At 40.8% G+C, this 12461-nt stretch carries 11 protein-coding genes; 8 read left to right on the forward strand and 3 right to left on the reverse strand.

Annotated features, from left to right (window positions below; translation table 11 throughout):
* Positions 1-272 precede the first annotated feature (272 nt).
* The 4 genes from FLL46_RS15920 to FLL46_RS15935 all read left to right on the forward strand — a co-directional run bounded on the left by FLL46_RS15920 (position 273) and on the right by FLL46_RS15935 (position 4031).
* Positions 273-1160 carry a bifunctional methionine sulfoxide reductase B/A protein gene (locus FLL46_RS15920; RefSeq protein ID WP_142932329.1) on the forward strand — a complete coding sequence of 296 codons (888 nt, stop codon included), beginning with the start codon at positions 273-275 and terminating at the stop codon, positions 1158-1160.
* Between the two features lie 604 nt (positions 1161-1764).
* Positions 1765-2232: a BufA2 family periplasmic bufferin-type metallophore gene (gene bufA2 / locus FLL46_RS15925; protein WP_142932330.1), complete on the forward strand. Its 468-nt coding sequence runs from the start codon at positions 1765-1767 to the stop codon at positions 2230-2232.
* Positions 2233-2364: 132 nt separating this feature from the next.
* Entirely contained in the window at positions 2365-3264 is a 900-nt protein-coding gene (bufB, locus tag FLL46_RS15930) for an MNIO family bufferin maturase (protein WP_142932331.1), read from the forward strand.
* Entirely contained in the window at positions 3252-4031 is a 780-nt protein-coding gene (locus tag FLL46_RS15935) for an HvfC/BufC N-terminal domain-containing protein (protein WP_142932332.1), read from the forward strand. The genes bufB and FLL46_RS15935 overlap by 13 nt, the downstream gene beginning before the upstream one ends.
* A 64-nt stretch (positions 4032-4095) precedes the next feature.
* Here FLL46_RS15935 and FLL46_RS15940 read toward each other — a convergent pair whose 3' ends face one another.
* Positions 4096-5028, reverse strand: coding sequence for a TIGR01777 family oxidoreductase (locus FLL46_RS15940; protein WP_142932333.1), 933 nt, complete (start codon positions 5026-5028; stop codon positions 4096-4098).
* A 211-nt stretch (positions 5029-5239) separates the two neighbouring features.
* On the reverse strand, positions 5240-5581 hold the full coding sequence (locus FLL46_RS15945; RefSeq protein ID WP_142932334.1) for a DUF3718 domain-containing protein: 342 nt from the start codon (positions 5579-5581) through the stop codon (positions 5240-5242).
* 132 nt (positions 5582-5713) lie between these two features.
* On the opposite strand from FLL46_RS15945, the gene FLL46_RS15950 reads away from it, so the two are divergent.
* Positions 5714-6649, forward strand: a complete 936-nt coding sequence (locus tag FLL46_RS15950) for a LysR substrate-binding domain-containing protein (RefSeq protein ID WP_142932335.1) — start codon at positions 5714-5716, stop codon at positions 6647-6649.
* A 298-nt stretch (positions 6650-6947) separates the two neighbouring features.
* The gene (locus FLL46_RS15955; protein ID WP_142932336.1) at positions 6948-9230 is read left to right on the forward strand and encodes an EAL domain-containing protein; all 2283 of its coding nucleotides are present in this window, start codon (positions 6948-6950) and stop codon (positions 9228-9230) included.
* Between the two features lie 98 nt (positions 9231-9328).
* Here FLL46_RS15955 and FLL46_RS15960 read toward each other — a convergent pair whose 3' ends face one another.
* Positions 9329-9790 carry an EVE domain-containing protein gene (locus FLL46_RS15960; RefSeq protein ID WP_142932337.1) on the reverse strand — a complete coding sequence of 154 codons (462 nt, stop codon included), beginning with the start codon at positions 9788-9790 and terminating at the stop codon, positions 9329-9331.
* A 290-nt stretch (positions 9791-10080) separates the two neighbouring features.
* Here FLL46_RS15960 and FLL46_RS15965 point away from each other — a divergent pair, with 290 nt between their 5' ends.
* Both FLL46_RS15965 and FLL46_RS15970 read left to right on the forward strand, forming a co-directional pair.
* Entirely contained in the window at positions 10081-11622 is a 1542-nt protein-coding gene (locus FLL46_RS15965) for a DUF3300 domain-containing protein (RefSeq protein ID WP_142932338.1), read from the forward strand.
* 172 nt (positions 11623-11794) lie between these two features.
* Positions 11795-12460, forward strand: a complete 666-nt coding sequence (locus FLL46_RS15970) for a cupredoxin domain-containing protein (protein WP_142932339.1) — start codon at positions 11795-11797, stop codon at positions 12458-12460.
* The last annotated feature ends 1 nt before the right edge of the window (position 12461 follow it).

Consider the following 12461-nt stretch of genomic DNA (forward strand, 5'->3'; position numbering starts at 1 on the left):
CTCATTTGAAACACTAGAACTGAAGCGCGCATAGGTTAACGAGATGCATTAGTCCAGTCAAATGATAGTTCAGTTCTTTTGGTTAGTTTAAATTCTTTACGTCGGTATTCTGTGCTACTCATATCAACAATGTGAAGATATCTAGTAACACTCTTGTTCTATGTGACTCTATAGGACAAAATGAACAACCACAAAGTTCGGCAAGCAGAAATAAAACCTGGCCCGGAATGTGGTAGCCATATGACAACTCGGCAACTAGAGAGGAATTAGTGATGACCCAAAAACTCAACCCACTATCGCCAGAAGAAAAACGCGTTATCATTGATAAAGGTACAGAACGCCCATTTACCGGGAAATATAACGAGTTTTCCGAAGGTGGCATATACACCTGTAAACAGTGCGATGCACCACTCTATCGGTCTGAGGATAAATTTATTTCCCATTGTGGCTGGCCAAGCTTCGACGATGAAATCAGCGGCGCAATCAGGCGAGAAGTTGACGCAGATGGCCGCCGTACCGAAATTCTTTGTGCCAATTGCGGCGGACACCTCGGGCATGTGTTTAGTGGTGAAGGTTTAACCGAGAAAAATATCAGGCATTGCGTTAATTCAATTTCGATGAACTTTGTCAGCTCTGATGAAATAGACGCCAACAATAAAAATTCCAATAATGATAAACCAACGAACTCTGCATATTTTGCCGGCGGCTGCTTTTGGGGAGTCGAGCATTTAATGCAGCAACAAGCAGGCGTTGTAAGCGCAGTATCTGGATATATGGGAGGGCAAACGGACAACCCAACATACGAACAGGTTTGCAGTAAAACTACCGGTCACCTCGAAGTTGTTGAAATCAACTATCACTCGGATGAAGTCGATTTTGAAACCTTAGCCAAGTTATTTTTCGAAATTCATGATCCAACCCAAACAGACGGCCAGGGACCTGATAAAGGTTCACAATACCTGTCCGCAATTTTTTACAACAATAATGATGAAAAACAAATTTCCGAAAAATTAATCGATATTCTTCGTACAAAAGGTTACGACGTCGCCACTCAATTGCTACCCGTCGATACCTTCTGGAAAGCTGAAGATTATCATCAGGACTATTATCAAAAAAATGGGCACTCCCCTTATTGCCATCGCTACGAAGCGAAATTTTAATCCTTAATGAGCAGTTAAAATCAAGGGTAGTTTTTATCTGCTCAGCAATAATCTAGCAATTCGGTGAATTAACAATCGATAAAATGTAACCCGTGGCTGAGAATGCTTTTACGGGTTCATTTTTACTTAATCAAACACTATTTAACGATGAAATAGCCTCCGCAAAAATTGAAAATACGTCCATATAATCGTCTAATTGTCGTTAATTGACACAAAAATCAGATAAAAAGAGAAAAACAAAAGGTGTGCCACCAGTTGACTTTGTCGTTGTCAACATGCCCTCTGCTCGCAAAGCCCCATAAAACAAACACGTTAAACAAATCAACCGACTCATAATGGTGAATTTTATATATTGCACAATGATGATTATTTATTGAATACTTGCTGATTAATTATTGATTTATTGTTGATATTGACTTGCTCAACAAATGGCTAAACCTGAGTTATTAGGCTATTTTAAGACTATGGCCGAGTAATTTTTTACAGCGACTTAAATATTTATTTGTAACAAACAAAACTGCAAACGTGTCTTCAGAAGTGTAATAGAGCTGGGCAAATAAAATGATTGCCTGAATATTGGAAAAAACTCTATCGGGAGATAGTTATGAAAAAAGTAAGTCAAAAAATTACTGGAGCGGCCATTGCAGTTGCCGCAGCAACTTTAATGGGATGTACAACAACTCATTCTGGCAACAGCGCTTCAACAGCCACAGCTCAGGGAGGTACAACCGACCTCGTACATTGTTATTCAGTTAACCAATGTAAGGGCCATAATGATTGTAAGACAGCCGAAAACGCATGTGCCGGGCATGCCGAGTGTAAGGGCCACGGTTTTGTCGCTATGCCTAGTAAAGCCTGCGACGATATTGGCGGAAAAATCAAAGATAGTTATCGCGGCACTATAGCTGAAAGCGAATTAGTACATTGCTACGGCGTTAATCAATGCAAAGGTCACAATGATTGTAAAACAGCTGAAAATGCTTGTGCGGGACACGCAGAATGTAAAGGTCATGGATTCGTTGCAATGCCTGCAAAATCTTGTGGTGATGTTGGCGGAAAAGAAGGCGCATAGTATCGAAAACGTTAAGATATGAAGGCGCAATCGCGCCTTTTGTTTTTATCTTTTTAAATAATAAATTACGATTTCTTTAGTATTTTATTACTAGTAGTTTTATTAATTTTCAGGCGACGTAAGTGTGATAGGATGGATATAAATAACGGGAGACCCTATTTAGGATTTGGGCTAGGTTTACGCACCGAGCATTACCATCATGTATTAGAACAAAAACCTGATATAGACTGGTTTGAAATCATCTCCGAAAATTATATGGTCGCAGGCGGTAAGCCTAAGTACTTTTTGCACGCGATTCGAGAACATTACCCAATGGTAATGCACGGTGTTTCGTTATCCATCGGTAGTAGCGATCCACTCGATATCAACTATTTAAAATCTTTACGTAGCCTAATTGCGGAAGTACAACCCGAATGGGTTTCAGATCATCTTTGCTGGACCTCTGCCCACGGAATTAACACTCACGATTTAATGCCCTTGCCTTATACCGAAGAAGCAATTAATCATGTAGTTGAAAGAGTTCAGCAGGCACAAGAATTTTTAGGGAGGCCAATACTTCTTGAAAATGTTTCAAGTTACGTGACCTACAAACATTCTGTTATTTCTGAATGGGAATTTTTTAATGAAATAGTCGCTCGATCGGGCTGTTTGATGTTGCTCGACATTAACAATATTTATGTTAGTTCACGCAACCATAACTTTGATCCTCTGCGCTATATTGATTCAGTCGATAAAGAAAAAGTTTTTCAATTTCATTTAGCGGGGCATAGTGATTATGGTGACTATGTCATCGACACTCACGATCATCCCGTTGTTGAATCTGTATGGTCATTATATCGCTATGCAATCGAACATCTCGGCGCTGTTAGCACAATGATTGAAAGAGATGACCAAATCCCACCTTTTGAAGAGTTGGAAGCAGAATTAAATTATGCTCGCGGTATTGCTAGCGAGTTCTTACCTCAAACTAATGCGCAGTTCCAATCGAGTTGCTCTAACAAAGTTTCTAGAGCAAGTTCATGTCAGAGCTAAAAAAACTTCACCATAGCTTTATTGATTATTTATTTGATAAAGAATCTGACATTAGCGATTTTATTTGCGATAAAAACGGCGCTAATAAAAATGATCGACTTAACATTTATCGCTTTGCATTTAAAAAACGGTTAAGAGATGTCATCGATAATGATCACCCAGTACTCGGTCAATATCTCGGCGACGAACTTTTCGACCTGTTGGTAGAAAAGTATATTGTTCTACACCCATCCAGACATGTTTCACTAAGGCATTATTGTGACGACCTGCCGCAATTTTTATCAAAACAGGCACCATTTTCCGAACACCCTATTCTTGCAGAAATTGCCTTGTTTGAACGCCTGTTGATGTTTGCTTTTGATGCATCAAAAAGCGAGCGCTTGACCATTGAGAGTTTACAAATAATCACGCCCGAACATTGGCCCGCTATTAAACTTCGCTTTCATCCCAGTATGCAATTATTAAATGCAGAATGGAACTCTGTTGAAAGTTGGCAGGCCATCAAGTCAGAGCGTTCTCCAGAACCTGCAACTCAGCAGGGAGAACGTTACTGGGTAATATGGCGAAACCAGGAAAACCTGACAGAGTATCGTTCGCTTTCATTTCCTGAATGGAGCACATTGCAAAACTTTTTACGTGGTAGCTGTTTTAGCGAGGTTTGTGAACCTTTGTTAGAGTGGTACAACGAACAGCGTGCCCCCTACCAGGTTGTTGACTACTTAAGGCAGTGGTTTAACGATAAATTAATCACCAAAATAGAAGCTTAAGTGCCACAAAATTGCGGTTGAATATAGTTGCGCCAAGCTACCGATTAAATTTCACAAAGCTAAGTTATTCGCTTAAAACATCACTCAACGCTTCTTGCAACGTCTTAAAACGAAACTCAAAACCTGCATTGGTTAATCTTTGCGGAACGGCCCTTTGTCCAGTCAACAAAAGCCGAGACATCTCCCCTAAAATTAGTTTTAACAAGAAGGCCGGCGCCACTAAAAAGTTGGGGCGATTTAACTCAGCAGCCAGGGTTTGAGTAAACTCTGCGTTAGTCACCGGGTTGGGTGCGGTTAAGTTAAAAGCGCCGCTCAATTCTGGCTGTTCGACCTTATCGGCCGCAAGTAAAAACAATATTGCTTTGACCATGTCATCAATATGAACCCACGGCATGTACTGCTTACCATTGCCAATTTTTGCACCAAGCCCAAATTGAAAGGGCAATTTCAATTTGCTTAAAAACCCTCCCTGGGCCGACACCACTAGCCCGGTTCGAATTACACAAACCCGAACACCAGACTCTGTCGCTTTTAAAGCCGCCTGTTCCCAGGCTTGACATAATTGATGAGTATATTCATCGTTAGCTTCACTTTGTTCGGTGAGTATTTTGTCAGCGCCATCACCATACCAGCCAACAGCTGACCCGCTAATTAGCCCTTTGGGTCGCAGCTCACGATGAGTAAGCCAATCAACAAGTTTCTCGGTCAGTATTATCCTACTCTGCCATATTTTTTGTTTCTGTCTGTTCGACCAGCGTTTATCAGCGATAGGCTCGCCGGCCAGGTTGATAACATAATCAATTGCAACCTCATCAGCGACCTCATCGTAATGTGTAATTGCGGTCAGTCGATCTTCAAAACGGGTATTTTTCCAAATACTTTTGGCTTTGTTTTGATTTCGAGTTAAAACCCAAACCTGATTATGACTTTCCAATAGCTGTTTAATTAGCGCTTGTCCGATAAGTCCAGTTCCACCGGTAACGAGATAATTTCTCATTGCTCACTTTCCTGAATGTGTCCAACTTACATCGATAGAGATAGTAATTTAATGCGGTAAAGCGTCATATTTCATTAAATAACATAACACAAAAAAGCGCAGGTAATAACATTGCTTGAGAGAAATAGCGACCATCATTGTTAAAAATAAAAAAGGCGGGAGTTCCCGCCAAATTGACTAACAACATTCTGATATTGATTCAGCTAGAAGCTTAACCTGCAACTTTCTCTTGTTGCAGATTGCTTACATCGATATGAAGCACTTTATTTTTAAGATACGATACCATTTTTTTCGATTGGTTAATCATCGCGATGTCTAGCAACGGAGAACCATCACACTGAACTTGCGAGTAAATATTTCTTATGTGAACTCTTGCAGTGAGCAACTCCGAACGAAATTTTGCCAATTGATCGTTTTTAACACTATCACATAACGATTGGGTTAACTTGTTGAAACGATAATTGTTTGACTCTGCCGTGCGTGCACTACCAGAAAACGCAGCAAGAGCCGATAATAACAGGACAAAACTGAATACTTTAAATTGATTCTTCATGGCTATTCCCTCTTTAGGCTGATAACTATTTTGTCAACAAAATTGACTGACATGCCATTAATATATGCCTAGCCCCGAGAACTGACAAACGATAAAATTTGACTTACACTTAAGTTTTTCTTAAGCTTAAGTATGAATGAGACATATCCAGTTCCGCTAAACGGGCTTCGCTATTTTTTTTGGGCAGCTAAGCTTGAAAGTTTTAAGCTGGCCGCAGAAAAACTCAATGTGAGTGAAGCAGCCGTTAGCCAACAGATAAGAAACCTCGAGTCATTACTAGGAATTCAACTCTTCAGAAGAAAGCATCAGCGAATTGAGCTCACCGACAAAGGGCATTTGTTTTTTCCTTATATTCAAACAGCGTTTTCAAACATTCACCAAGGACTCAACCTGGTCCTCGATGATCCTGATCCAAACAGGTTGACGTTAACCACAATGCCATCGTTCGCTTCGCATTGGTTAATAAGCCACCTCTCCAGCTTCAATCAACGTCACCCAGAACTTTCTATTAATATGGATACTTCGGTTGAACAACACAACTTCGAAAATAGTCACTATGACATAGCCATCCGTTTTGGACAGGGGCATTACCCGGGACTAAAAAGCGAACTTTTGATGCATGACCCCGTTGTAATGATTTGCCATCCAAAATTGCTTAATGGCCCTGATATTACACGTGAAGATATTATGCGTTTGCCTGTGATTAGGGGGACATTTGAAGGTGTAGAAAGCGCCCTCTTCAGCTTTATGAAGTTTTTTGACTTTAAAGATGAACAACTGAGTAAAACCCTGTTATTCAAAGACGGTAGTCTGGGTATGGAAGCCGCACGAAGCGGTCAGGGAATTTCATTTCAACGAATGAGCCTGGTGGTCGAATTGGTTAAATCTGGAGAACTGGTTTACGCCAAAGATTATGCATTTAAAGACTACAGCTTTTACGCGGTTGCGCCAGAAAATCATTTTAAGCTAAAAAAAGTGAAATCTTTTCTAACCTGGCTGAAAAAAGAAATGCGTGTCACCGCAAAACAAATTGCACCTCACCTCGCGAAAATTGACAATTTACAATGACTAACTGCAGACGTAGCTTAGCCAAAATTATCTTCGCTCGGGATTAAATCACCACTATTAAATCTCATATGTTGATAAACGCAAATAAAAGAATCTTATTTTGAGATAAAAAGCACTTATCGAAAACATTAAACTCGACGCTATGAATCAATGGAAAAGCTAAAAAATAAAACCAAAAAATGCTTTAAAACTAGTAATTTGCCACTAAAGGCAGCCAAGTTTAAGATGATTTATTCCTTCTACGGAAATGCCAAAGACTATCGGTTAAACATAGACTACACTAAATTAAATAACCCTAATGTACGATGAAGCTATTCGAACCTTGTTCAGATTGATGCGTAACCTGATAACGACAATTTTTCTTATTGCCGTCAATATTTTGACTAGCACTTACGCAGCTTCGCCAGTATCTTTTTCCGAACAAGAACGCGCCTTTCTCTCTTCAATCAAGGAAATCAACCTCTGTGTCGGCCCAGACTCAATGCCACTCGACGATATCGTGCGAGGTAGTCATACTGGCATTAACGCAGAATATATGAAGATTTTCGAGAATATACTTGATACGCCGATTCGCCTGGTCATCACCAATAACTGGAATGAGTCGCTTGATTTTGTAAAACAAGGCAAATGCGACATCATCTCGCTAGCTTCCAAAACACCGCAGAGAGAATCATACCTGACCTTTACAGAAACCTACGTCAATATTCCTTTTGTAGTGGTCACAACTCAGGAAAAATTTTTCGTTTCAAAAATGTCTGATCTGGTTGATCAAGAACTCGGCGTCCGTCGAGGCTATGCGTACGTTGACCTGCTAAAAAATCGATTTCCAAAAATCAAGTTAGTAGAGTTTGAAACACTACACGACGGCCTCGATATGGTAAACCGAGGCAAGATATTTGGTTACTTAAGCGGGTTACATATTGTCGGCTATGCAATACAAACCGGCGGATATACTAATCTGAAAATCAATGGTCAATTCGACGAACTATCGACAATTCAACTAGGCATTGGCGTCAGAAAAGAAATGGCTCCACTGCGAGATATTTTTAACAAAGCAATCGCGGCAATTGATCCTGAAGACAAAAAACGCATCGATAGTTCCTGGCTGACCGTACGCTACGAAATTGTTGAAGACTACCAGCGTATCATTCAACTCGCTATTGCCGCGTCCATCATTCTTATTTTTCTTGCTTACAGACAATTCCATTTGCGCAAACATAACGTGCAGCTAGCAGAAAGAGAAAAAGAAATATGGAATCAGGCAAATTTTGACTTCCTCACCGGGTTGCCAAATCGAAGATTATTCCAGGATCGATTGGCACAAAAAATATCACGCATTTCTCGGAAAGGAGAACCATTCGCTCTGGTGTTAATCGATCTTGACGAGTTTAAGGAAGTTAATGACACACTTGGGCACGATCAAGGTGATCAACTATTAATTGAAGCATCGGAAAGAATAAAAAGTTGCTTACGACAGTCAGATACATTGGCGCGACTAGGCGGCGATGAGTTTGTTGTAATCTTGAATGACATCAATCGAGACGGCGGTGTTGAAACGGTTGCGCAAAAGATTCTTAATAGTTTAAAGGCCCCGTTTAGACTTAAGGAAAACGCATTTATTTCAGCGAGTGTCGGCATTACGCTATGTCCCAAAGACTCAAAAGATATGGTCGAAATTCTTAAGAATGCAGATCAGGCAATGTACGCGGCTAAGGCAAACGGGCGCAACAATTTTCATTACTTTACCCCTAGCATGCAGCAAGAAGCAATGGTGAGAATGTTGTTAATAAAAGAACTTAGAATTGCGATTGAAGAACAGCAATTTGAACTTTTTTTTCAGCCAATAGTAGACCTGACATCAGGTGCAATTGATAAAGCCGAAGCATTGATAAGATGGAAACATCCCACTAAAGGATATGTTTCCCCAATCGAGTTTATTCCCATTCTCGAAGAAACCAGAATGATTATTAAAGTTGGGAAGTGGGTGTTTATCGAATCGGTGAAACAAGCCAAGATCTGGCGAAAAAGATACCATCCAAACTTTCAAGTTAGCGTCAATACTTCACCGCTACAATTTCAGAGTAACAGCACCATCGATTGGCATTTGCTTACCAAAAATATGGGGCTGGCAGCACAAGCGATAGGCATCGAAATTACTGAAAGTATGTTGATGGAAGGCCATGACGATATATCAAGTCACCTACTTAAACTGCGAGACAATGGCTTTCAAGTTTCTCTGGATGATTTTGGCACAGGCTATTCCTCGCTATCTTATTTAAGGAAATTCGATATTGACTACCTTAAAATTGATAAGTCTTTCGTCAAAAACCTTTCAGATGGATCAGATGATATGGTTTTGTGTGAAGCTATTATCGTTATGGCGCACAAGCTCGGACTAAAAGTGATTGCTGAAGGCGTAGAAAATAACGTACAGCAACGCCTTTTGGCACACGCTAATTGCGACTATGGCCAAGGCTATCACTTTGCCAAGCCAATTCCTGCCGATGAATTTGAATTATTACTCGAAAAACAGGCTCAAGCGCAGGCAAAATATAATGTTGCGAGTGAACATAGCGCCTGATTAAAGTCGCTCAAATTATCGGTTAAAACCCTTCTGCCAAAATTACAATTCTGCCTGAGGCAAATTAAAAACAGGAATCGTTTAAAAGAAGCTGATATCTAAACCGCTTTCGACATTTTTTTAATTAGTTGAAACTCACTTTTGGTCACGGGCTGAACCGACAACCTACCTCGTTTAACTAGAGTCATGTCCGCTAGTTTCGGCGTATCTTTAATCACTTTAAGCGGTACAATGTTCCCAAACTTACTTTCAAAAACAACATCGACGCAAACCCAGCGAGGATTATCAGGGTCTGATTTCGGATCGAAATAGTGATTTTCCGGATCAAATTGAGCGGGATCAGGATAAGCTTCTTTGACAACTTTTGCAGTCCCTGCAACCCCAATGTTCTTGCAACTACTGTGGTAAATTAGTACTTGATCATCAAGCTTAACCTGATCTCTCAAAATATTGCGTGCCTGGTAGTTGCGAATACCATCCCAAGGCTCAGGCTTTGTAACATCCCTCAAGTCATCAATGCTAAATTCACCCGGTTCGGTTTTAAATAGCCAATAGTTCATACACTTTCCTTTTCTGTTGTTTCCCCTGTTCAGTCAAAGTATCGACAAAACAAAAGAGCAGTTGACAAAGTCGTTTCTAAACTGGGCATCAGCAGATATTAACAAGTGAGACTTCTCCGCTCAGCAATCTCTGCTAACACGTCAAAAACATTTTAAGGTAATTTCATGGATTTAGGTAAAAAACTGCTAAAACAACAGGAATATCGTGGTTGTTCATACTCAATTCAGTTTACATCAGGCTAAATAGGGACTATGACTAACAAATCTTTCTGTGAGCGCATGGTGCATCTATGAAAAAACTGACTATTTTCTTTATTAGCCTGTTAATTAGCTTTTCTTCAACTCACATTTTTGCCGAAGAAAATACGCAGCAAATAGAGTTTCAAGAAGGCGAGCTCGCACAAATGCTAGCACCAATAGCACTCTATCCTGATAGCGTACTCACGCATATTTTAATTGCGTCGACCTATCCTCTGGAAATCATTCAAGCTAATCGCTGGGCCAATAAAAACAAAGGAATGGACCCCGGAGATGCGCTCAAAAAAGTTGAAAATAAAGACTGGGATCCTAGTGTTAAGGCACTTATTCCCTTCCCTAGAATTCTCGAAAAATTAAGTGACGATCTGGAATGGACCCAAAAACTCGGAGACGCTTTTCTGCAAGATGAAAAACAAGTTCTGGAAGCAATACAAGCACTAAGATGGAAAGCAGATGAAGCTGGTAATCTCGATAAAATGGAGAAAATGGAAATTAGCAGAGAAGATGACAAAATTATCATCCAGCCGGTCGAAAAAGAGGTTGTCTACGTTCCTTATTACGATACCAGGGTTGTGTATGGTTCATGGTATTGGCACCGTTACCCACCAGTCTACTGGAATTGGCATTGGCACAACCATCATCATTATGCGCATCATGGTTTATACCGTTGGCATCCACGAGTACACATCTCATTCAATTATTTTTTTAGCGCATTCCATTGGCACAATCACCACGTGGTGGTTCTAGATCATCACCATTATCATTCGCGTCGTTACTATCATAGAAGGCATATTATTCGTCACAACAACGCGAGACGCTGGGTTCATAATCCGAGCCATCGCCGCGGTGTTGCCTATCGAACCGAGCACGTTCGACAACGCTACCACAGCAACCGACCAAGCGTCAGCCAAACCCGGGCCATTCGTCGAAACGAACAAACGATTGTATCAACCCGAAATAATGGCACCAGGAACCGCCAATCTTCAGTGAGCACATCCCGTGGTGATAGGCTAACTGCGACAAACTCATCGCGCCCAAGAGTGACACGACAAGAACAGCTCAGACGACAACTTAATACTAACCGCACCCGACAAGTTCAATCGTCTCGAAACGATACAGTTAACAGAAGAAATAGTGATAGCAGAGCGAACCGCACTAATCGCGAGACACTTTCCAATAACCGGCAGAGAGCTCATTCACAGCGCAGCAATGTGCAAAGGAGCAACGTTCAGAGAAGTAACAGCCAGCGCAGCAATGTGCAAAGGAGCAACGTTCAGAGAAGTAACAGCCAGCGCAGCAATGTACAAAGAAGTAATCGTTCAAATTCAAACCGAGATAAAAGAGCGAACAGGGTGAGTTCCCAGCGCTCACCTCAACCTGCAATTAAACATTCACAGCCAAGCCGCAATGTTTATCGGAGTCAACCGGTTGCACGTCAATCACAGGCACGTTCTCAATCGGCTTCAAAGTCTAACTATCGAGCCTCTAACAACCGTTCATCGGCGCAACCTCGACGATCAGAATCGTCCCGTCGCTCAAATTCACATCGTTCATCAAATCGTCAAGGCCGTTAACCGGAGCGCATAAACGGCCTGGATAAAAACGCCATGTGTGAACAATCTTTAGATTATCCTGTCGTGGAATTAGTTTGAATTCGGCGACAGGATAATCGAATTAGCAACTACCATTTTCACTTATCAGAGCTATACTTGGTGATAACTATTCTCTAATAAAAAACTAAAATTGGTGAAACTGAGTCATTTAATCGTATTTTTCCTATCATTTTATCTAATTAGCACTGCGATCTCCGCCAGTGAGATCCAGATAGTCGACGGAAATGACTCTCCAATTGAAGGACTAGTCATCTTTTTAACACCGATCACCTCTGCAGGCTCCGACTCTAAAATTTCCCCAGCTCAAAAATCTATTATTGAGATAGCTCAGCTCAATAAAAAGTTTAAGCCATACATTAAAGTGATAAGAAAAGGCCAAACCGTTAAGTTCATTAATAAAGATGATATCTCTCACCACATTTATTCACTTTCCAATAGCAAAAAGTTTGCGTTCAAACTCAAAGCTGAACAAATGCCGGAACTGGTTAAATTCGACAAAACTGGTGCGGTTTCTATGGGATGTAACATTCACGACTGGATGAGCGGCCACCTTTTGATCGTTGACACACCCTACTACACTTTTACTAATTCAACCGGAATAGCGCAATTTAATATTGAGAAATCGAATGAATACTGGATTAACATCTGGCACCCGCAGCTTAATAGTGACAATCATCTGCAGCGCGCCAGGGCAGTTTTTCCACTCAACCAGAGGAAAAAGATTAAACTTGATAAACCAATGCTGGAAATTCCTGATCAGGAACAAATTGACGACTTTGACTTTCTTGACGGTTACTAGG

Origin of the sequence: Aliikangiella coralliicola (genome assembly GCF_007004725.1) — a bacterium.
GTDB classification, from domain to species: Bacteria; Pseudomonadota; Gammaproteobacteria; order Enterobacterales; family Kangiellaceae; genus Aliikangiella; species Aliikangiella coralliicola.